Below are 21,070 nucleotides of genomic sequence, written 5' to 3'. Positions count from 1 at the left end.
AGCTAATAAAGCTATAATAAGGTCAAAGGAAAAATAAAAAAACTTCAAAAATATAAGAATGGTCGGGAGGGAAAGATATGAAGATTATATATTTTAGTCAAACTGGAAATACAGAAAAAATGGCAAATTTAATATTACAAGGAATAGAGTCAGAAGGTAAAAAGGTTGAATTAATGGAAGTTTCATCAGTGTCTTCTGAGGATGTTAAGGATGAGGAGATTATTATTTTAGGATGTTCAGCATATGGGGCCGAGGAATTAGATGAAAGTGAAATGGAGCCGTTTGTTAAATCTTTAGAAGGCCAGATACAAGGGGAAAAAGTTGCATTATTTGGTTCATGGGGATGGGGAAATGGTGAATGGATGAAAGAATGGGAAAAGAGAATGGAATCCTATGGAGGTATATTAATAAGTGAAGGTTTGACGGTACAGGAATCCCCAGAAGGTGAAAATGAAGAAAGATGTATAGATTTTGGAAAATTAATAGCAAAATCAAAATAATAAAAACCTTGCAAATAAGGAGCTTTAAATATTCTTATTAATGCATGGTTTTTAATTTTATATAGCGCCTTTACGAGGCGTGAAATAGTTAATTTTAAAATAATGCTATCTTCATAATTCCTCCATAATTGAGTATTAAAATAAATATATAAACAAGAAGAAAATTAAAGGAGGGATATACAATGAAAAAGAAAGTTATGGTTTTAGCATTAGCAGGTATATTAACTGTAAGTGGCTTGTCACTAGCATATGCAGCAGATAACAATAATATAGGGTTTAATAAACTAAATGGACAAATGATGAATGCGAAAAATGGTGAGGCTAAATCAGCATCAAATTATAGAGGAACAATGATGAGCAGGATGGGTGCGGGAGAACAATCAGAGGATAGCTTCAATAAAATGATTGAACTAATGAAGAAAAACGGTTTTACTGATGAAGCAAAGGCTATGGAAAATAGAGATTTCAATGCTATGCAAAAGTTGAGGGCTAATTTAAGTAATGATGACTATAACAAGATGATTGAGGTAATGAAAAATAATGGATATGAGTCTATGGCAAATATGATGCAATCTGTAGGAAGAGAAAATATGGAGAAATTTCATCAAAGGATGATGGGAAAATAATATTATTAAATTTGATAGGAGTAAAGGAAACAAAAAATAATAATGTAAGAACGAGAGGATGATTCTATATGATGGGAGGCTGGTCTGGAATGATGATTATACCAATAATTTTAATTGCTGCTGTTATATATTTAGTTTTTAATCAAGAAAAAAGCAAAAACTTTAATATTAATAAGAGTAGTGATAATTCCTTAAATATATTGAATGAAAGATTTGCACGTGGAGAAATAAGTGAAGATGAATATAGTAGGATAAAAAGTACATTGAACTATAAGTGATATTTAAGTTTCAGTCATGTAAAAGATGATAAATGCATCTTCTTTTACATGGCTTTTTGTTTATTATCTACATATAAAATTCATAAGTTTATGCTAAAATGTTAAATATATATGTTGCAAAAAGAATTATTCGATACATAAGGATTTCCAAAGGAAATCAACATTTATTGAACATTGATAATTGAAATATATATGAGTTGGTAATAAAATATGAAAAATTCGAGAGGTTAATATTATGAGTAATATTTTAATAATTGAAGATGAAAAAAGTGTATCAGATGTTATAAAGGCATATTTAGAAAAAGAAGGATATTCAGTGTATTCTACTGAAAATGGATTAGATGGAATTGAGATTTTTAGAAAAGAGAGAATTGATCTTGTAATTTTAGATTTAATGTTGCCAGATATTGATGGTGAGGAAGTTTGCAAAATAATTAGAAAAATATCAGATGTATATATTTTTATGTTAACTGCTAAAAGCACGTTAAGTGATAAAATAGAAGGGTTAAATATTGGAGCTGATGAATATTTAACTAAACCTTTAAGTCCAAGAGAACTTACTGCCCGTGTAAATGCATTATTTAGAAGGTTAGGGGAAAATAAAGAGAATATTATTTCCTTTGATGATAATAAATTAATAATTGATATTGATAAAAGATCAGTTAAATTAAACGGAGAAGAAGTTAATTTAACTCCAAATGAATTTGATATATTATGTGTTTTAGCTTCAAATAAAGGAAAAGTATTTACAAGAGAAGCAATAATAGAAAGAGCTTTTGGTATTGATTTTGATGGGTCAGATAGAAGCATAGATGTTCATATCAAAAATTTACGTAAGAAAATTGAGGAAGATACCAAATCTCCAAGATATATAATTACTGTTACAAAAATTGGTTACAAATTTGGTGATGAAATATGAAGCAGAGTATTAGGGGACGATTAAGTTTTATACTTATTTTCTGTTCAGTAGTTTCAGTACTTTTATCTGTTTTAATTATAAATACAACAATAACAAATACCTTCAATAAATATATGGAGGATATTCAAACTAAAAGAAATGCAAGGTTAGTAGAATATTTTCAACAAGTCTATAAAAATGATGGAAGCTGGAGTTTAACCTCTGGTGAAGAAATGATGCATGAAGCGTATATGAGTAATTACTGCTTAAGTCTTTTGGATGAAAATAGAAAAGTTGTATGGGAAATGAACCATGAAGATATACAAAATAAAAATCATATGACGGTGAACGGTAAAGAAGAAACAGGAGTCTATACTTCAAATACTTTTGATATAAATGTAAATGATAAAACTGTAGGATATATTATAGTTGGTCAATACTCACCTGTTTTGTTATCTCAAGAAGATATAAGTTTCAAGGGACAAATTAATAAGGGGATAGTATTTAGTGGTATATTAACATTAATAATAGTAGGAGTAATAAGTTTAATATTATCAAAGCAATTTTCTGAGCCTATAAAAGCAGTTTCAAAAACTTCTGTGAGTTTATCTAAAGGAAATTATAATTCTAGATCAAATGTAAAAAGCAACATTGAAGAAATTAGGAATTTAACTGAAAGCATAAATTCTCTGGGTGAGAAACTAGATAACCAGGATCTACTTAGGAAAAGACTTGTATCTGATATATCCCATGAAATCAGAACTCCATTAAATGTATTGCAAAATAATTTAGAAGCAATGATAGATGGAATTATACCTATAACTACCGATAAGCTTAACAATCTAAATGATGAAGTAATAAGATTCGGAAAGCTTTTAAATAATTTAAATTCGCTAAAACAAATAGAATCTGATGAAATAACACTCAAATTAGGACTTGTTAATATAAACGAACTGCTTTCATCAGTAATAGAAGATTTTTCTATTGCCGCTGCTGAAAAAAAAGTAAAATTGTTTATAAATAAAGATGAGGATAGAGATTTTATAGTATTAGGTGATAGTGATAAATTAAAACAAGTATTTATAAATCTTATTTCAAATGGAATTAAGTTTAACAAGGTAGATGGGTCAGTATGGATTAATATCAGTAGCGATGCAGATTTCGTGATTATTGAAATTAAGGATAATGGAATTGGAATTAAAAAAGAAGATTTACCATATGTATTTGAAAGAATGTATCGTGGAGATAAAAGCAGACATAAAATTGAAGGAAGTGGAATTGGCCTTACTCTCGTAAAGAAAATATTGTCTTTACATTCTGCAACAATAGATGTAGAGAGCAGAGAAAATAAAGGAACTACTTTTACAGTATGTTTAAGTAAAAATAATTAGGTTTCGTGATAATAAAAAAATAAGTAAAAAATTACCAATATAAGTTCCGATGTTGCAGCATAGCTGCTCTTTTTAAAGGTGTATGTTTAAGTAAAAATAATTAGGTTTCGTGATAATAAATAATAAGTGAAAAATTGCAAATATAAGTTCCGATGTTTCAGGAAAGTTCTTAATTGCAGAAAAGTTCCTAATTGCAGGAAAGTTTCTAATAGCAGCATAGCTACTCTTTTTATAAGTGCATAGCTGCTCTTTTTAAAGGTGTATATTTAAGTAAAAATAATTAGGGCAACAACGTTTTTTAAAATTTCGGTTATTAGAGAGTTTTTGTATTAAATCCTTTACAATTGAAGAGAAACGCAAATAAACAAGTATTTTGACATTTTTGCTCGCTTTACTTATTAGAAATGAGGAGGATATAATGGAAAAATGGCTTGTATTAGAGTGATTGGATATATTTAATCTCATACAAGGTTCAAAAGTATACATTACATCTTTGGTATATTATTTTTTTCATGTTCCTAATATGTTTCGACAATGGCACTACAAGTCTTATGGTTAAAACATAAGACATAATATATGTGTATTTATATTTATTGCAAAGGAAGATTAATATGAAAGCAGCTAAAAAACATAATGATGTCACTAAACTAAGCCTAGGAGGAATATTAATTGCACTAGGTGTAGTTTATGGAGATATTGGAACTTCGCCTCTTTATGTAATGAAATCAATTATTCAAGGTAACGGTGGTTTGGAAAATATATCTGAAAACTTTATCCTTGGAGCTTTATCACTAATTTTTTGGACAATAACTATTTTAACAACAATAAAGTATGTTTTAATTACTTTAAGGGCAGACAACAAAGGTGAAGGTGGGATTTTTTCTCTTTTTACTCTAGTTCGTAATCGTGCAAAGTGGCTTATTATTCCAGCAATGCTTGGTGGTGCAGCCTTACTTGCTGATGGGATGTTAACCCCTGTTGTATCTGTAACTTCAGCAATTGAAGGTTTAAAGCTTATTCCAAGTTTCAATGCTATTTTTGGTAACGATCAAGATATTATTATTATCATTGTAATAGTAATACTAAGTATACTATTTTTTATTCAACATTTTGGAACTGATTTAATTGGAAAAATGTTTGGACCAGTAATGTTTATTTGGTTTTCAATGTTGGCAATATTAGGGGTTATGAATATTGTTCATGATTGGACTTTATTACGTGCATTGTCTCCATACTATGCAATCAATATTCTTTTTAGTAGTGAGAATAAAGCAGGATTTTTTATTCTCGGCAGCGTATTTTTAGCAACAACAGGTGCAGAAGCTCTTTATTCGGACCTTGGGCATGCAGGTAAGAAGAATATCTATGCCTCTTGGCCTTATGTTAAAGTATGTTTATTATTAAATTATTTTGGTCAAGGAGCATGGGTGTTATCTGCTAGAAAAAATCCAATGTATACAAATTTAGATGATTTAAATCCGTTTTTTCAAATGGTTCCACATAGCTTTTTGATTTGTAGTATAATAATTTCAACCTTGGCTACAATTATTGCTTCTCAAGCATTGATTTCAGGATCTTTTACTCTTGTTTCAGAAGCGATTAAATTAAATTTATTCCCTAGATTACATATAATGTATCCATCTAGATCTAAAGGACAATTATATATTCCTTCAGTTAATAAATCTCTATGGATTATATGTATTGGACTTATTCTATATTTTAGAAGTTCTGAACATATGGAAGGAGCCTATGGATTATCAATTACAGTTACTATGTTAATGACAACTATCTTGTTGTTTAATTACTTATTAAAACAAAAGATTTCACCTGCTATTGCTATTAGTATGCTAGTTTTCTTCGGGTTATTTGAAGTTTCTTTCTTTATTGCAAATGCTGCTAAGTTTATGCATGGTGGATATGTAGCTGTTTTAATTGCTTTATCAATTTTATCTCTTATGTATATATGGATTCAAGGTCATTATATTAAGATTCGTTTGTTAAGATATGTTAAAATTCAAGATTTTAAAGAACAATTGAATCTTTTACGTCAAGATTCTGATAGACCTAAATATGCAACAAATCTTGTATATTTAACTAATTCAGAATATGCTCAGAAAATTGAAAGAAATGTAATGTACTCTATCTTAGATAAAAGACCTAAGAGAGCAGATGTGTATTGGTTTGTTAATATTGTTGTAACTGACAACCCTTATGATGCAGAATATGAAGTGGAAACTTTTGGAACATCATATATTGTAAAAGTCAAATTAAAACTTGGCTTCAGAGTAGATCAAAGATTAAATGTATATTTACGTCAGATTTCAACTGAGTTAGTTAAAAGTGGAGAAATAGATATTCAATCTAGAAATTACACTATAATGCCTGATAGAAAAGTTGGAGATTTTCGTTTTAGTATAATTGTAGAACAGCTTTCATATGAATCAGGATTAAGTTTTAGGGAAGAAATCATATATAGAGCTAAGCTATTTATAAAAAGAATTACTGTTTCTCCAACAAAATGGTTTGGACTTGAGAATAGTGAGGTTGATATTGAAAGTGTTCCACTATTTATAGGCAGTTGCAATGAACAATTGTTAAAGAGAGCTTCAAAATAACTTTTTATTCTCATGTGCTTATTAAATTAAATGTTATATATTAAAATATATTAAACCTGAAAATCAAGGTAGGAGATGTCTTGATTTTTGGGTTTAATTTTATTTAGAATAGTTTCCTGTATATTTTTCATTGTATCCTCATAAAATCTTCATAACTTTTTCTTATAATATATATATATTCAATTGCCATTAATCAGGAAATCAACATTAATTGATCATTGTAGTATGTAAAAATTAGTTATGTTTAAAATCTATTATTAGATAAATTACATTAATTTAGTGGAGGATAATATGAGTATTAAAAGAGAGATAATTAAAGTATATGATATGACATGTACATCTTGTGAAAACAGAGTGGAAAAAGCCTTAAAAAAGGTTAATGGAGTTGTAAATACAATGGCTAGCTATAATGCTCAGCAGGTGATTGTTGAATATGATAGTACCATTTGCTCTAAGGAACAATTAATGGAGGTTATCAATAAAGCAGGGTATAGTACAAAAAATTCGAGTAGTATTAAATTTGCAGGATTTCTAGTTATAGCTGCTGCTATATTGCTTCTTGGTAACTCAACATCGGGTTTTGATATGAGTGCTAAGTTAAATAATGCTTCTTATGTGGTATTGTTTGTTGTTGGTATGCTTACATCAATACATTGTGTTGGTATGTGTGGTGGCATAATGCTTACACAAAGTTTATCAAAAAATAGTATTGTAGATGAAAATCAGAACAAATTTAAGGCCTTAATACCTGCAATTTTATATAATTCTGGAAGAGTTACTTCCTACACAATAATAGGCGGAGTTGTAGGGGCTTTGGGTTCAGTGCTATCATTATCACTTAATGTGAAAGCCGGACTTCAAATATTTGCTGGAGTATTTATGGTGATAATGGGGTTAAATATGACTGGGTTCTCTTTATTTAGAAAGCTCAATATTAAATTGCCATGGTCAGCATGTAAAATAAAAAGCCAACCGAAATCTCCTTTCTTGGTTGGAATATTAAATGGATTAATGCCTTGTGGTCCATTACAAACAATGCAACTTTATGCATTAGGTACTGGTAGTGCAGCAGCAGGAGCTATATCAATGTTTTTATTTTCATTAGGAACCGTTCCTTTGATGCTTGTTTTTGGAGTAATATCGGGTTTGCTAAGCAAAGGTTATACAAAACAACTTCTAAAGTTTAGTGGAATTTTAGTAATAATACTTGGAATAATAATGGGTAATAGAGGTCTTGCCCTTGCAGGAGTTGGAGTTCCAGGTGTTAATGAATTAACACAAAGTATTTCAGGAAATGGTGCACAAGCAGCACAAGCCAAAATAGGAAAAGCAACTGTTGAAAATGGAGTTCAAGTAATAAGAATGACTGCTGATAATAACGGTTATACTCCTAATGCCTTTTATGTTCAAAAAGGTATACCTGTTAAATGGATTATTACAGGAAATCAAATTAATTCTTGTAATAATGCAGTAGTAGTCCCATCACTTAATATACAAAAAACTTTAAATTCTGGAGAAAATATAATAGAATTTACACCAAAGGATGGAGATATAAATTTCAGCTGCTGGATGGGAATGATACGAGGTATGATTAAAGTAACTGACAATCTTGATTCTGTAGATACATCAAAAGCGGATTCATCAATTCCAGTTCCAAGCAGTGGAATGAGCTGTTGTACAGGTGGAGCTGGGGCAGCAAATACTGCACCACAGACTCCGAGTATATATGGTAATGATTTAAGTAAAGTTCCAACTGATAGATTAGTTAAAAAGGCAAATATTTCAGGAAATATACAAAGTCTAAATATAAAGGGAACTGGCTATGAGTTTGAACCTCTTGTTGTAGTATTAGAGAAAGGAATACAAGCTAACCTAGTAATTGATCTTAATTCATTTGATAAGGCTGATGGAAATTTTACAATAGTAAATGCTGATACTGGTGATCAAATAAGTTCTTTTTCTGGGAAAAAAGGCATTACTAATGTTGGATTTAAGATAGACAAAAGTGGAACTTATCTTATTATTAAAGATAATGTTGCAGCGATAGCAATTGAAGTTACAGATTCATTAAAAACAGTTAATTTAGAAGAAGTCCGTAAGAAACTTATTAATGGATAAAGCATCTATATATGTTGCAATTAAAAATGTTCAATGCTCAATGATAAATTAATGTTGATTTCCTTCTGAAATCTTTATGTTTTGGATCATTGATAAATAACTTATTTAGAAAAAAGTTGCGGTTTTGGAATTGATTAACACTAAAACCGCAACTTTCTATTATTCTACTTTAAATTGTCCCATCATTCCAGCATCTTCATGCTCTAAAATGTGGCAGTGATACATAAATAAACCCTTTTGAGTAAATTTTATAAGTATTTTTACATCTTCATCAGGATTAACTAATACAGTATCCTTCCAGCCTCTTTCACTTTCAGGTGGTTCTATGCCGTTTCTTGATAATACTTGGAACTGAACTCCATGGACATGGAATGGGTGACTCATTCCTCCCATCATATCTTTTGGATTTGTAATTTCCCATATTTCAGTATCATTAAGTTTAACTTTTAAATCTATTCGATTCATATCCATCTGCTTTCCATTAATAGAGACCATATTTCCCATACCCTGAAGATTAAATCTTCTTACTGTTTTCGCAGAAGATTGTGATAGTTGCGTTATCTGAGTTAAGTAATTAGGTATTTCTGTAGTGTCTATTCCATCATCTTTTACATTAAACTTTAATACGTTAAAATCCCCACCTGTTAGAAATAAAGTTGTTCCTGTATCATATTTTGAAAAATCTATTATTATTTCAGCTCTTTCACCAGGTCCTAATTCTAATTTATTCATCTTCACAGGCTTTTCTAAAAAACCTCCATCTGATGAGATTTGTTCAAACTCATCACCATTACTTAGTTCAAATGAATATATTCGTGCATTAGAGCCATTAACAATCCTAAATCTCATCTTCACTTTTTTAACATCTAAGTATGGATTAATTGCTCCGTTAACTAATATTGTATTTCCTAAAGCACCATCCATCATTTGTGAATTATTATAAGAAAGAGTACCACTGTTATCAAAATAACGATCTTGAACAATTAAAGGAATATCATTTACTCCATAATCTTTGGGAATATTTAAACTTTTTGAAACTTCATCTTCTACATAAAGTAAGCCTGCTAACCCCTTATATACTTGCTCACTAGTTTTGCCATTTGTGTGTGGATGAAACCATAAGGTTGAAGCGGGTTGGTTAACCTTAAAATTTATATCTGCTTTACTTCCAGAGGCTATAGGTTGATGAGGTCCGCCATCAACATTTCCATCAATATTTAATCCATGCCAATGAATTGTTGTCTCTTCTTTCAAATTATTGTTTAAGTGAATATTCACATTATCGTCCTTGTTTACTCGAATTACAGGTCCAAGAAAATTACCATTATAACCATAAGTTTCTGAAGCTTTTTCATCCATAAAAGCAGTAGTTCCTTGATCAACATTTAAAGTAAAATCTTCTACTTTAGAATTGGGATTTTCATTCTCTAAAAGCTTAGGAATAGGAAGATTATTTTCGACGTTTTGTTTATTTGAATTATTATTTGATTGCATAGGATCTACTGCATGTGTATTAATTCCCATCATAGAACCGCTCATATTTGAATTGTTTTTAGTGTTTTTTACAGCGAGCATATATGCAGCTAAGCTAACCGCTACAAGAGCAGCAAATGTATAAATCAATTTTAACTTTCTATTAATCATATATATACCTCCGATATTTTAAAGTGATAATAATTATTATTTAATATTAATTTATTATACAATTTAGTTATGAAGGAAATATGAAGAAAGTTAGACTAATAAATATAAAATTGTATTTTCAATATTATAACTTAAAAATTATTTTTTATTCTGAGATTATCTTCATCAAATCTTCATATCTTTTATTTAAAATGTATACATAAGGAGGGAGTAATTTTGAAAAGTTATAATTTAAGCTTTAAACAGAAAAATATGCTTTGTCACAGATGCTTAATGACTGTAGTGAAAACTCTAAGTTCAGTTGAAGGATTAGAAGAAATCCATGTAGATTTAGAATCAAAAAAAATAAAAATAGCTTATAAAGATGAAAATATATCAAAAGATGAGATTAAAGATATTGTAAATAGATCAATTTTAAGTGGGAAAGTTGGTAAGCTTGAACATTCACTATAATGAAAATATGAGGAGGAGTTTATTATGAATTGTCATGGAAATAATAAAAATGGAGACAATAAAAAACACAATCCAATTAAGCATATGCTAATGATGGTACTTTGCTGCGGATTACCTTTTATAATTGTTGGAGCACTTTCATTTATAAATGTAGGAACAGGATTTAAAACGACAATTGGAGGAATAGCTCCTTTCATATGCCCTATAATGATGGTGCTTATGATGGGAATGATGTTTAAGGATAGTAAGCATGGAAATCGCTGTAGTGAAAAAAAAGACTTGAATGAAAATCAAAATAAAATAGAACAATAGCATAAGTATGATTGTTGAATATGCACAAATGTGTCAAATGTATTCAGTAATGCTGACAATTAGATAAGACTAGCCATAACAAAGTTATTGGTCTAATATTTGTGAAATTTACAATTACAAAGATAAAAGATAATTAAGCAATAAAAAAGTGTATTGAATTCTAAAATAGTTAGAGTTCAATACACTTTTTAATATCCTTTGTAATTTATACTTTTAAAAATTTAATTAAAGACCAGGAACTTCCAGCGCCTCCAATTAAAATCCCGACTAGTATTAACTGCCAGTGAAGGGTTTGTGTAATATAAGATGGTGATAATAAGTTTATTAAAAGTAAATTCTCATTTATTTTTATAAAAACTAGTTTATAAAGATAGTATACTAAAATATTAGAACATACAGCTCCAAGCAAACCAATAATTGCACCTTCAATAATAAGTGGCCATCTTATGAACCAATCAGTTGCTCCAACGAACTTCATTATTCCAATTTCTCTACGTCTTGAGTAAATTGTTAATTTTATAGTATTGCTAATAAGGAATATAGAAACTAATACCATTAATATGAATAAAGCAAGTCCAATCCATTTTATGTTTTTCGATATTGTAATTATTTTATTAGTAAATTTCTGATCATTACCAATTGATTCTATACCAGGCATATTTTCGATTGAACTTATAACTTGCTGCGACATTTCAGGATTTTCCAGCTCTACTATATACGAATTTGGCAATGGATTATTGGAAGAATTATAATTATTTAATAAAGAACTGTTATTTTCAGAAACCTGTTCATTAAACTTTTCTAAAGCTTCCGATTTATCTTCAAATTTAAAACTTTTGACACCAGAAATATTATCTAACTTTTGATTTATGCTTTCCTGATCTTTACTAGTAATGTTATCATTTAAAAATACTTGAATTTTAACCTGAGATTCAACATTTTTCATTCCTATATTTATATTTTGCATTAATAATATAAAAACTCCCATTATAAGTAAAGTTGTAGTTACTGTAATAAGTGATGCTAGACTAATAGTTCTATTTCTTTTTAAACTCTTTAATGCATCAATAATATAATATTTGAAAGTACTAATCTTCATAATCGTAAGTCCCCCTAATTTCATCTCTTATTATGGTTCCATTCTCAATAGCAATGACTCTCTTTTTCATTGAATTAACGATATCTTTTGCATGAGTTGCCATAAGTAGTGTAGTACCGTTTTTATTAATATTGTTTAGTGTGTCCATAATTCCAATTGCAGTTTCAGGATCGAGATTTCCTGTTGGTTCATCGGCAATTAAAATGTTGGGATCATTGACTATAGCTCTAGCAATTGAAACTCTTTGCTGTTCACCACCAGATAATTGATTTGGAAATGACTTGAATTTATCAGATAATCCAACTAAAGATAAAGCCATAGGTACTTTCTTCTTTATATCTCTAGAACTAGCACCAATAGCTCGCAATGCAAAAGCTACATTTTCATAGATATTGAGAGTTGGAATTAACTTGAAATCTTGAAATATTACGCCTATCTTTCGTCTGTAAAATGGTATTTGATTTTTATTTAGAGTTGTTACATCAGTATTATTTAAAATTAACTTACCATGTGTAGGCTCAATTTCTTTAAAAAGCATTTTTATCATTGTTGGTTTACCAGCACCACTAGAGCCTACTAAAAAGGCAAAATCACCTTTGTTTATAGTTAAATTAACATTTTTAAGAGCTAACGTGTTATTATCAGATACTTTAGTAATGTCTACAAATTTAATCATTAGTAATCCTCCAATTATGTATTTTTAAACTCTTGTATTTTGCAATAGTATAACTTATTTTTATGAAGAAATTATGTGTTTTTCTGTGGTAATATATACCTTTATATGAATCTACATAATTTCTACACATTTTTAGTGTAGTATAGGATTGAATTTACAAAAGAGGGACAAGTATTACTCTATAAATAAAAGAGAATATACTCTATAAATAAGGGAGCGATATAAGTGAAAAAAACAATTAAAACGGTTATGTTAGCAACAGCATTAGTGATGGTTACTCAAGTTTCAGCATTTGCTGTACCAACATCTCAATCACAAACCCAATTGGAACAAAATAAAAATTCATTAAAGGAAGCGCAAGAAAAAAGGCATGAACTTGAAGCAAGTATTGAAGCCTTGGATAATCAAATTGAAGATTATATGATGAAAATTGATGAAAATAAGAAGAGTATAAGAGGAACAGAAAACGATATCCAAACCACAAAGAAACAAATAACTCAAGTTGAAGAAGAAATGAAAAGTAAACAAGATGCAATGGATCAAAGAGTAAGGGCAATGTATATTAATGGTCAATCTAGTTATCTAAAGATATTGTTAGAATCAGACAGTTTTAGCGATTTAATAACAAGGGCTGAGGCAATTAGAACAATAATAGGTACGGATAAAAAAGTAATAAGTGATCTAAATAATATGAAAGCAGAAGTGGAAAGTAAAAAAGCATCTCTTGATGTAAAGTACGATGATTTACTTGCGTTAAAGAGTGAAAATGAAGATAAGCTAACAAGTTTAAACACTAATGTAGCTGACCAAAAGAAGCTTATTGAAGAAGCGAAAGCTCAAGAAAAACTATATGCATCAAAGGTAGATGAATCGCAAGCACAAGTTACTGCAGCTATGGCGCAAGTAAATAAAATAAGAAGTCAAGTACCTAAGTACAATCCTTCAAGAGGAGCAGTAAAGGCTTCAATTTCTGACAATAACATAATAGCATATGCGTCAAATTTCTTGGGAACACCATATCTGTGGGGAGGGACAAGTCCTTCAACAGGATTTGATTGCTCAGGATTTACTCAATATGTTTATGCTCATTTTGGAATAAGCCTTGGAAGAACAACATATGACCAAATAAATGATGGATATGGAGTTTCAAGAGAAGCGCTTCAACCAGGAGATCTTGTATTCTTTGGTAAGAATGGAGATCCTACTCATATGGGAATATATGTTGGGAATGGTACTTATATTCATGCTCCTAGGACAGGTGATGTAATAAAAATATCATCGATGGGTAGGCCGGATTATATTACAGCTAGAAGAGTAAAATAGTTTTATGAGTATATAACAAAATACATACTTAAAAGTACCACATTGAATGTGGTACTTTTAATCATTTTGAATTAGAATATTAAATTATTCGTTGTTTTATTTACTTTTAAAATTTAATAATAACGCAGAGTTTATAATAACTGCAACAGATCCTAAGTTATGAACTAAGGCTCCAAGAACTGGATTTAAAATACCTGTCATTGCAAGTATTATAGCTATAAAATTTAGCAACATGGAAAGAGATAGATTCCATGTAATTGTAATCATGGTTTTTTTGGACAGACTTAATAAATGGGGAATAGCTTTAATATCATCACTTACAAGAGCAATGTCTGCTGCATCAACAGCAATATCACTTCCAATGCCTCCCATTGCAATTCCTACATATGCTTTTTTAAGAGCAGGGGCATCATTAATTCCATCTCCAATCATGCATATCATCTCATTTTTCTTTTGATATTCTTCAATTGCAGACATTTTATCTTCTGGTAAACATTCAGAGTGAACATTTGTAATACCAACGCTTTGTGCAATATGAGAAGCAGCTTGTGGATTATCTCCAGTTAATAAGATACTTTCAACATTAATTGAACTTAGCTTTTTAATCATTGCTGCAGAATCTTTACGTAATGTATCAGAGAGTACTATAAAACCTGATGGCTTACTGTTAATTGCTACATAAATAACTGTGCAGCCTTCCTTTATATAAGCTGATGCCTTGTCTAATATTTCTTTAGATATTTCTATAGAATTTTCAGTTAATAATTCAGCATTTCCTGCAAGAATTGAATAATCTTTAACTACTGATTTAACTCCACGACCGGCAATAAGTTCAAATTCTTGAGGATCTTCAAGAGTAGAGGTTGAAATAGCTTTATAATGAGTAACAATAGACTTACCTAATGGATGCTCCGAACGAAGTTCTGCAGAAGCTGTCATTTCTAATAGTTTTTCTGAGCTAATATTTATATTAAAACTTTCAATTGCAACGACTGTAGGCTTGCCATATGTTAAAGTTCCGGTTTTATCAAATGCAATTCTTTTTACTTTTGCCAACCTTTCTAGGGCGTCCCCCTCACGAACAAGGATACCATGTTTTGTAGCATTTCCAATACCAGCCATAATGGCAGTAGGGGTTGCAAGAACCAAAGCGCAAGGGCAGAATACAACGAGTATTGTAACTGCACGAATGATTTCTCCTGTAATAAACCAAGTACCAGCAGCAGATACAAGAGCAATTACAACTATCCAAGTAGCCCATCTATCCGCCATACCAACAATTTTAGCTTTGCTTGCATCAGCAGATTCAACAAGTTTTATCATTCTTTTAAGCGAACTATCTTCACCAACTTTAGTAGCTTTCATATCGAAGGCACCAAATTGGTTTACTGTACCACTAAAAACTTCATCATTAATACCTTTATCAACAGGTAGTGATTCACCTGTCAATACTGCTTGATTAATTGAAGTTTGTCCAGAAATAATAATACCATCGACAGCAATAGTTTCACCAGGAAGTACACGGAGGATATCAGAAACTTTAACTTCTTCAGCTGGTATTATACTTTCAATTCCATCACGCACAATTCTAGCTGTTGGAGGAGTAAGATTTACTAATTTTTCAATACCTGCACGTGCTTTTGCAACGGTACGTTCCTCTAATAATGCTCCTAATGTCATGATAAAGGCAACTTCTCCAGCTGCAAAAGTTTCACCAATTAAAACGGATGCAACAAGTGCAAGTGCAACTAAAACGTCTGCTTTAATATCAAATTCAGTTATAAGTCCTTCTATGGCACCTTTCACAATAGGCAAACCACATAAAATAATAGCTACCCAAGCTATATCAATTTTAAAATTCCATATATGTAAAAAACTAATAAGTAATGAGAAAGCAGATAGTACTAGAAACAGTACAGTGCGCTTATCTTCATCTTGAAAAAATTCTTTTATCTTATTCATTTTATCACCTATCCCATCCTTGAAAAAAGTTCTACAGCTTTTGCAAAATCAGCAATTGTTTTATCGGCATCACCATGTTCTATACCATCTCGAACACAATGTTGTAAATGACCTTCTAAAACTATTTGACCAACCTTGTGTAAAGCGCTTTTTGCAGCATTAATTTGGATTAAAATATCTTCACAAGGGACATCTTTATTTATCATTTCAGAAATAGCCCTAAGCTGACCTTCAATCTTTTTTATTCTAGTTTGAGTTTTAGGAATATCCATACATTGTCTCATATTATTACCTCCAATAAAATTATTGTATACCCTATGGGGGTATAGGTATATAATAATAATTCCGATTATATTTGTCAAGAATGTTTTTTAAAAACTATTTTAATGTAATGCCCTTGACAATATTACTAATTAGTAATATTATTGTACCCATGGATAAGAATAAAATTACTTATGGAGAATTAAATGATTTAAATTTAAAGTCAATAATAGCATTAAGTCGATGTATTCAAAGTGTAAACAAAAGAGAATACAAAATTATCAAAGAAGGAGGGTTAACTTTTTCACAATTTGGAGTACTTGAAGTGCTATATCATAAAGGGGATTTAAGAGTCAGTGAAATATTAGAGAAAACTCTGTCAACTGGTGGGAATATGACTGTTGTTATAGATAACTTGGCTAAAGATGATTTGATTGAGCGACGTCCTGATCCTAAGGATAGACGTGCGAGCTTAATAAGCATTTCTGAAAAAGGAATAAAGCTTATGAGTGAAATTTTCCCTAAGCATGTAGATAATTTAGGTGAAATTTTTAGCGTATTAGAAGTTGAAGAGAAAAAGATTTTAATAAATATTCTAAAGAAATTATCAGGTGTATAGACTTACACCTTTATTTTTAGGTAAGTATTACTAATTAGTAATTAACTAATTAGTAATGATTGGATTTTAGTCTATTAAAGATGATTTGAGATTGAAAAATCATGTATAAAATGGATTACTTTTTAAAGAATAGTGTATAAAGGTGACTATATTATTAAACACCTTTCATATAAATAAAAACTAATGAGGAGAGAAAAAAAGATGATTAAATCAATATTATCAAAACTATTTGGAATTAAGCAAGAAGTTAAAACTGAGGACAATAAAATTGTTTGTGGATGTTTTAAAATAACAGAACAAGATTTAAGAAATGCTATTAATGACGGAGCTAGTTCATTTGAAGAGGTGCAAGCTATAACTAAAGTTGGCACTGGTTGTGGCAGATGTGTAAATGGTAACAAAGATTTAGTTAATAGATTATTGTTAGATAAGAAAATTGATGAAAATCAAGTAGTATGCGGATGCTTTAAAGTTACAGTACAAGATTTAGCAAATGCAATTAAAAATGGTGCAAAATCATTCGAAGAAGTACAAGCAATTACAAAAGTAGGTACTGGTTGTGGAAATTGTGTAGCAAGCAATAAAGAATTAGTGAAAGAATTATTAGCAAGATAATAACTTAAAAAGTATACATAATGAAAATATAACTGGTAAAACTAAAGAATGTTAAAAGAAATAATCCTAACATAATTAAAATCAAAAACAGTAAAAGGTGAAGATATAAATAGATAATGATAAAGTGATATTCGGATGTAAAAATGTTAAAGTGCAAGATATAAAGAATGCTATTGCTAATGTTGCAAAATCATTTGAAGAAGTTCAAGAAAAAACTGAAGTAGGTACTGGCTGCGGTCATTGTGTAGAAAGTAATAGATCATTAGTTGATGAATTATTAGGAAAGTAATATCAAAAACAAATATAATAAATTAGAAATAATAGATACTATACCAACTATAAAATCCACCACATAGAGATGTAAATGCATCTATATGTGGTGGATTTTTGTTTATAGCAATAAGTCTTAATGAAATACTGTATATACATAGATATCCAAATCAAGTATTTAAGTTTGGTAAGTTGCCACATAAATCTAAATTTTATATTGGATATATATTTTGCCAATATTTTATTTTAAAATTTCCTATCCCCATAAAATTCACACAAATAAGTGTTAGAATACATTCAGAAATTGCAATATAGATGGGAGGAAATACAAGGACTTATGTAGTTTTAAAAAATTAAAATCTTATATTCTGGAGGTTATTAAAAATTGATTAGATTAATTCAGCAAAATGTATTCTTAGGAATTATTATTGTGGTTCTTATAATAGTTATTGCAACTTATGTTATTAATAAAAATAAGAAAGAAAGTGAAGAAACTATTGTAAGAGAATTTTATGGATTTGGAACAATAATACGGTTAAGAGTGGATGGAAGAAATGGAGAAAAAGCCATTCAAGAGGCTGTGGACAGGCTTAATATTATAGAAAATAAAATGTCTGTTTTTAAAGAATTTAGCGAAGTATCCATGATAAATAAAAATGCTGGAGTATCAGGTCAAGAGGTGAGCTCAGATACTTTCTTTTTAATAAAGAAAGCAGTAGAATACAGCGAATTATCAGAAGGAACTTTTGATCCAACTATAATGCCTATAGTAAGCCTATGGCGTATAGGAAGTGATAATCCTAGAATGCCAAGTAAAAGAGAAATTGAGAGGACTCTTAAACTCGTTAATTATGAAGATATAATTATTAATGAAAAGAGCCATTCAATAGGTTTAAAACATAGAAACCAAGCAATTGATGTTGGGGGAATAGCTAAAGGATATGCTGCAGATGAAGTAAAGAATGTTTTTGAAAATCATAAGATTAATAGTGCTTTAATTGATCTTGGAGGAAATATTTATGCCCTAGGCACAAAGCCTGATAAAAACTTATGGAATGTTGGTATTCAAAATCCTTTTGATACTCGTGGAGAACATATTGGAGTTATTAGCGTGGAGAATAAATCTATTGTTACTTCTGGAAACTATGAAAGGTATTTTACTAAGGGAGGAAAAATATATCACCACATAATTGATCCTAAAACAGGATATCCTTCTGAAAGTGAGGTCATAAGCTCAACAATAATTTCAGATCACTCCATTGATGGGGATGGACTATCTACAGGAGTGTATATTATGGGACTTGAAAAGAGTATTAAACTAATAGAATCCTTGAAGGGAATTGATGCTATTTTTATTACTAAAAATAAAGAAGTATATGCAACCTCAGGGATAAAAAATAGTTTTAATATAACCAATACAGAATTTATTTATAAAGATAATCTGTAGGAGAAAAGCAAAATTTATTAACATCAATAGTAGAATGGGAGAGAGACGATGCAAAAAACAATATCAAAACTACAGGGATTAAGGTTAATTTCGCAAATTGCGTTTTTAATTTTAATGCCAGAATTATTTACATTAATTTTTAATCAATTAAAAAAGCTATACTCAATAATCCTTAAAGGGAATTTTGATGTAGTTTCAGTATGGCCTCAATTATTAGCAATGGTTACAATTTTTATTATTACCATAATACTTGGGAGATTCTTCTGTGGATGGCTTTGTACTTTTGGGGCTATTAATGATTTTATTTATATAATCTCAAAAAAAGTATTTAAAACGAAATTTAAAGTAGATGAAAAATTAGATTCAGTATTAAAGTATTTAAAATATGTTATTTTACTATTTATAATAGTAGTTATTTGGACAAGTGGTAGTACATCATTTGACAGCTACAGTCCGTGGGATGCTTTTGCTATGGTTGATAATGTTTCTGGTGCTATAGCAGAATATACAGGTGGATTTATATTACTTGCAATAATAGCAATTGGGGCAGTTTTTATAGAAAGATTTTTCTGTAGATATCTTTGTCCACTTGGAGCTGTTTTTACAATCTTATCTAAGGCTAGAATTCTAAAGATAAAGAAACTTAGAGATAAGTGTGGACCTTGCAGAATATGTACAAATAATTGTTCAATGGGAATAAAGCTTTATCAAACGGATAAGGTAAGCAGTGGTGAATGTATAAATTGCTTTAAGTGTATAGAAGTTTGTCCAAGAAAAAATACTAAGGTAAATATTTTAGGTGAAGATGTAAGTCCATTACTTCCTAGTGCAATAGCAATTGCTGCTTTTACTGGTGTAAATGCTTTAGGTGGTGTTATGAAGGAGACAATGCCTAATCATTTATCAAATAGTACTGTTACTAACAGTTCAGATATTAGCAAGTCAGAGCAAAAGAAATATAAAGATGGAACATATACAGGAGTAGGACAAGGTAAAAGTCCAGATTTAAGAGTTGCAGTTACTATAAAAGACGACAAAATTACAAATGTAGAAATAGTATCTAACAATGAAACAAAAGGAAAAGAAGCTTTAAGTACTATCCCGAGCAAAATTGTAGATACACAATCTACAGATGTTGATGTGGTTTCAGGAGCTACAATGACAAGTAAAGGAATTATGATGGCAGTAAATGATGCGTTAAGTCAAGCTATAAAGAATAATTAATATTTTCCAGATGCCTAATATATTTAATAATGATCATTTTTATGGAACGTATTTAAGAATCAAAATGGAATAGAATATATTTATTTTTTCAAGGGAAAATAGAATATATCAAGATTTAAGGAGGAATTAATTATGAATCATTTAGCTATATTTGCTCATCCAAACCCAAAGAGTTTTTGCAGAGGAATAGTTGACAGTATAGAGAAAGCATCAAAAGAAAAAGGGGATAATATTACTGTTAGAAATCTTTATGAAATAGGATTTGATCCTATTCTTAAACCAGCTGATTTTGAGGCTTTGCAAAGTGGAAACCTGTCTGAAGATATAAAAACAGAACAAGAACACATTAAATGGGCAGATGTTATTACATTTGTATATCCTGTCTGGTGGGTTAGCGTTCCAGCAATATTAAAAGGATACGTTGATAGAGTCTTTTCTTATGGATTTGCTTATGAAAGTGTAGATGGAGCTCCAAAAGGTCTATTAAATGGAAAAAAAGCATTATTATTTTGCACTACAGGCAGTCCTAATGAATATTATGCTCAAAATGGAATGCATAATTCAATGAAACAAATTACTGATGAGGGTATATTCAATTTCAGTGGTATAGAAGTTATTAGTCATACATTCTTTGGTGCAGTTCCCTCTGTTCCTGATGAAACTCGCAAGAAATACTTAGAAGAAGTAGAAAAGATAATAAAAGAAAAAATATAGAAATTCTTATTTATTAATAATAGGA

General features: G+C 29.8%; 21 protein-coding genes. 16 read left to right on the top strand and 5 right to left on the bottom strand.

The window, feature by feature from the left end; all coding sequences use genetic code 11:
• The first annotated feature begins 77 nt into the window (after positions 1–77).
• The 7 genes from L3B98_RS16655 to L3B98_RS16625 all read left to right on the top strand — a co-directional run bounded on the left by L3B98_RS16655 (position 78) and on the right by L3B98_RS16625 (position 8,426).
• A complete protein-coding gene (locus L3B98_RS16655) occupies positions 78–500 on the top strand; it encodes a flavodoxin (protein WP_238917575.1) in 423 nt (140 codons plus the stop codon).
• Between the two features lie 182 nt (positions 501–682).
• Positions 683–1,126 (top strand): hypothetical protein, encoded by a 444-nt coding sequence (locus L3B98_RS16650; protein WP_238917574.1) that lies wholly within the window; start codon positions 683–685, stop codon positions 1,124–1,126.
• Between the two features lie 68 nt (positions 1,127–1,194).
• A complete protein-coding gene (locus L3B98_RS16645; RefSeq protein ID WP_238917573.1) occupies positions 1,195–1,404 on the top strand; it encodes an SHOCT domain-containing protein in 210 nt (69 codons plus the stop codon).
• Positions 1,405–1,639: 235 nt separating this feature from the next.
• Positions 1,640–2,323, top strand: a complete 684-nt coding sequence (locus L3B98_RS16640) for a response regulator transcription factor (RefSeq protein WP_238917572.1) — start codon at positions 1,640–1,642, stop codon at positions 2,321–2,323.
• Complete coding sequence (locus L3B98_RS16635; protein WP_238917571.1) at positions 2,320–3,693, top strand: HAMP domain-containing sensor histidine kinase; 1,374 nt, start codon at positions 2,320–2,322, stop codon at positions 3,691–3,693. The genes L3B98_RS16640 and L3B98_RS16635 overlap by 4 nt, the downstream gene beginning before the upstream one ends.
• A gap of 611 nt (positions 3,694–4,304) precedes the next feature.
• Positions 4,305–6,308 carry a KUP/HAK/KT family potassium transporter gene (locus L3B98_RS16630; RefSeq protein ID WP_238917570.1) on the top strand — a complete coding sequence of 668 codons (2,004 nt, stop codon included), beginning with the start codon at positions 4,305–4,307 and terminating at the stop codon, positions 6,306–6,308.
• A gap of 291 nt (positions 6,309–6,599) precedes the next feature.
• On the top strand, positions 6,600–8,426 hold the full coding sequence (locus L3B98_RS16625; RefSeq protein WP_238917569.1) for a sulfite exporter TauE/SafE family protein: 1,827 nt from the start codon (positions 6,600–6,602) through the stop codon (positions 8,424–8,426).
• A gap of 159 nt (positions 8,427–8,585) precedes the next feature.
• On the opposite strand, the gene L3B98_RS16620 is transcribed toward L3B98_RS16625, so the two are convergent.
• On the bottom strand, positions 8,586–10,070 hold the full coding sequence (locus tag L3B98_RS16620) for a multicopper oxidase domain-containing protein (protein WP_238917568.1): 1,485 nt from the start codon (positions 10,068–10,070) through the stop codon (positions 8,586–8,588).
• Between the two features lie 216 nt (positions 10,071–10,286).
• Here L3B98_RS16620 and L3B98_RS16615 point away from each other — a divergent pair, with 216 nt between their 5' ends.
• Positions 10,287–10,523 carry a heavy-metal-associated domain-containing protein gene (locus L3B98_RS16615; RefSeq protein ID WP_238917567.1) on the top strand — a complete coding sequence of 79 codons (237 nt, stop codon included), beginning with the start codon at positions 10,287–10,289 and terminating at the stop codon, positions 10,521–10,523.
• 24 nt (positions 10,524–10,547) lie between these two features.
• Positions 10,548–10,835 (top strand): hypothetical protein, encoded by a 288-nt coding sequence (locus L3B98_RS16610; RefSeq protein ID WP_238917566.1) that lies wholly within the window; start codon positions 10,548–10,550, stop codon positions 10,833–10,835.
• Between the two features lie 205 nt (positions 10,836–11,040).
• On the opposite strand, the gene ftsX is transcribed toward L3B98_RS16610, so the two are convergent.
• Together ftsX and ftsE are read right to left on the bottom strand one after the other, a co-directional pair.
• Positions 11,041–11,934, bottom strand: a complete 894-nt coding sequence (gene ftsX / locus L3B98_RS16605; protein ID WP_238917565.1) for a permease-like cell division protein FtsX — start codon at positions 11,932–11,934, stop codon at positions 11,041–11,043.
• Positions 11,924–12,610 (bottom strand): cell division ATP-binding protein FtsE, encoded by a 687-nt coding sequence (ftsE, locus tag L3B98_RS16600; RefSeq protein ID WP_238917564.1) that lies wholly within the window; start codon positions 12,608–12,610, stop codon positions 11,924–11,926. Before ftsE ends, ftsX begins: the two co-directional genes overlap by 11 nt.
• A gap of 225 nt (positions 12,611–12,835) precedes the next feature.
• Between ftsE and L3B98_RS16595 the strand changes: the two genes are divergently transcribed.
• Positions 12,836–13,933: a C40 family peptidase gene (locus L3B98_RS16595; protein WP_238917563.1), complete on the top strand. Its 1,098-nt coding sequence runs from the start codon at positions 12,836–12,838 to the stop codon at positions 13,931–13,933.
• Between the two features lie 96 nt (positions 13,934–14,029).
• Here the strand turns inward: L3B98_RS16595 and L3B98_RS16590 are convergent, their stop codons facing one another.
• Both L3B98_RS16590 and L3B98_RS16585 read right to left on the bottom strand, forming a co-directional pair.
• The gene (locus tag L3B98_RS16590) at positions 14,030–15,895 is read right to left on the bottom strand and encodes a cation-translocating P-type ATPase (RefSeq protein ID WP_238917562.1); all 1,866 of its coding nucleotides are present in this window, start codon (positions 15,893–15,895) and stop codon (positions 14,030–14,032) included.
• An 8-nt stretch (positions 15,896–15,903) separates the two neighbouring features.
• Positions 15,904–16,179: a metal-sensing transcriptional repressor gene (locus L3B98_RS16585; RefSeq protein ID WP_077364352.1), complete on the bottom strand. Its 276-nt coding sequence runs from the start codon at positions 16,177–16,179 to the stop codon at positions 15,904–15,906.
• 149 nt (positions 16,180–16,328) lie between these two features.
• Between L3B98_RS16585 and L3B98_RS16580 the strand changes: the two genes are divergently transcribed.
• The 6 genes from L3B98_RS16580 to L3B98_RS16555 all read left to right on the top strand — a co-directional run bounded on the left by L3B98_RS16580 (position 16,329) and on the right by L3B98_RS16555 (position 21,045).
• Positions 16,329–16,775 carry a MarR family transcriptional regulator gene (locus L3B98_RS16580; RefSeq protein WP_026106364.1) on the top strand — a complete coding sequence of 149 codons (447 nt, stop codon included), beginning with the start codon at positions 16,329–16,331 and terminating at the stop codon, positions 16,773–16,775.
• Between the two features lie 201 nt (positions 16,776–16,976).
• On the top strand, positions 16,977–17,390 hold the full coding sequence (locus tag L3B98_RS16575) for a (2Fe-2S)-binding protein (protein ID WP_238917561.1): 414 nt from the start codon (positions 16,977–16,979) through the stop codon (positions 17,388–17,390).
• 124 nt (positions 17,391–17,514) lie between these two features.
• Complete coding sequence (locus L3B98_RS16570; protein ID WP_238917560.1) at positions 17,515–17,679, top strand: (2Fe-2S)-binding protein; 165 nt, start codon at positions 17,515–17,517, stop codon at positions 17,677–17,679.
• 366 nt (positions 17,680–18,045) lie between these two features.
• Entirely contained in the window at positions 18,046–19,107 is a 1,062-nt protein-coding gene (locus tag L3B98_RS16565; protein ID WP_238917559.1) for an FAD:protein FMN transferase, read from the top strand.
• A 48-nt stretch (positions 19,108–19,155) separates the two neighbouring features.
• Positions 19,156–20,331 carry a 4Fe-4S binding protein gene (locus tag L3B98_RS16560; RefSeq protein ID WP_238917558.1) on the top strand — a complete coding sequence of 392 codons (1,176 nt, stop codon included), beginning with the start codon at positions 19,156–19,158 and terminating at the stop codon, positions 20,329–20,331.
• 132 nt (positions 20,332–20,463) lie between these two features.
• Entirely contained in the window at positions 20,464–21,045 is a 582-nt protein-coding gene (locus tag L3B98_RS16555; protein ID WP_238917557.1) for an NAD(P)H-dependent oxidoreductase, read from the top strand.
• The last annotated feature ends 25 nt before the right edge of the window (positions 21,046–21,070 follow it).

The organism is Clostridium sp. YIM B02555 (assembly GCF_022320955.1).
GTDB classification, from domain to species: Bacteria; Bacillota; Clostridia; order Clostridiales; family Clostridiaceae; genus Clostridium; species Clostridium saccharoperbutylacetonicum.
The sequence above is the reverse complement of the archived record's forward strand: the minus strand, read 5'-3'. Positions and strand labels throughout refer to the sequence as shown.

What these genes read in the sequence shown, in the direction of transcription:
- L3B98_RS16655 (WP_238917575.1), top strand. Translation starts at nt 78, where the DNA reads ATGAAGATTATATATTTTAGTCAAACTGGAAATACAGAAAAAATGGCA.
- L3B98_RS16650 (WP_238917574.1), top strand. Translation starts at nt 683, where the DNA reads ATGAAAAAGAAAGTTATGGTTTTAGCATTAGCAGGTATATTAACTGTA.
- L3B98_RS16645 (WP_238917573.1), top strand. Translation starts at nt 1,195, where the DNA reads ATGATGGGAGGCTGGTCTGGAATGATGATTATACCAATAATTTTAATT.
- L3B98_RS16640 (WP_238917572.1), top strand. Translation starts at nt 1,640, where the DNA reads ATGAGTAATATTTTAATAATTGAAGATGAAAAAAGTGTATCAGATGTT.
- L3B98_RS16635 (WP_238917571.1), top strand. Translation starts at nt 2,320, where the DNA reads ATGAAGCAGAGTATTAGGGGACGATTAAGTTTTATACTTATTTTCTGT.
- L3B98_RS16630 (WP_238917570.1), top strand. Translation starts at nt 4,305, where the DNA reads ATGAAAGCAGCTAAAAAACATAATGATGTCACTAAACTAAGCCTAGGA.
- L3B98_RS16625 (WP_238917569.1), top strand. Translation starts at nt 6,600, where the DNA reads ATGAGTATTAAAAGAGAGATAATTAAAGTATATGATATGACATGTACA.
- L3B98_RS16620 (WP_238917568.1), bottom strand. Translation starts at nt 10,070, where the DNA reads ATGATTAATAGAAAGTTAAAATTGATTTATACATTTGCTGCTCTTGTA.
- L3B98_RS16610 (WP_238917566.1), top strand. Translation starts at nt 10,548, where the DNA reads ATGAATTGTCATGGAAATAATAAAAATGGAGACAATAAAAAACACAAT.
- ftsX (WP_238917565.1), bottom strand. Translation starts at nt 11,934, where the DNA reads ATGAAGATTAGTACTTTCAAATATTATATTATTGATGCATTAAAGAGT.
- ftsE (WP_238917564.1), bottom strand. Translation starts at nt 12,610, where the DNA reads ATGATTAAATTTGTAGACATTACTAAAGTATCTGATAATAACACGTTA.
- L3B98_RS16590 (WP_238917562.1), bottom strand. Translation starts at nt 15,895, where the DNA reads ATGAATAAGATAAAAGAATTTTTTCAAGATGAAGATAAGCGCACTGTA.
- L3B98_RS16585 (WP_077364352.1), bottom strand. Translation starts at nt 16,179, where the DNA reads ATGAGACAATGTATGGATATTCCTAAAACTCAAACTAGAATAAAAAAG.
- L3B98_RS16580 (WP_026106364.1), top strand. Translation starts at nt 16,329, where the DNA reads ATGGATAAGAATAAAATTACTTATGGAGAATTAAATGATTTAAATTTA.
- L3B98_RS16575 (WP_238917561.1), top strand. Translation starts at nt 16,977, where the DNA reads ATGATTAAATCAATATTATCAAAACTATTTGGAATTAAGCAAGAAGTT.
- L3B98_RS16560 (WP_238917558.1), top strand. Translation starts at nt 19,156, where the DNA reads ATGCAAAAAACAATATCAAAACTACAGGGATTAAGGTTAATTTCGCAA.
- L3B98_RS16555 (WP_238917557.1), top strand. Translation starts at nt 20,464, where the DNA reads ATGAATCATTTAGCTATATTTGCTCATCCAAACCCAAAGAGTTTTTGC.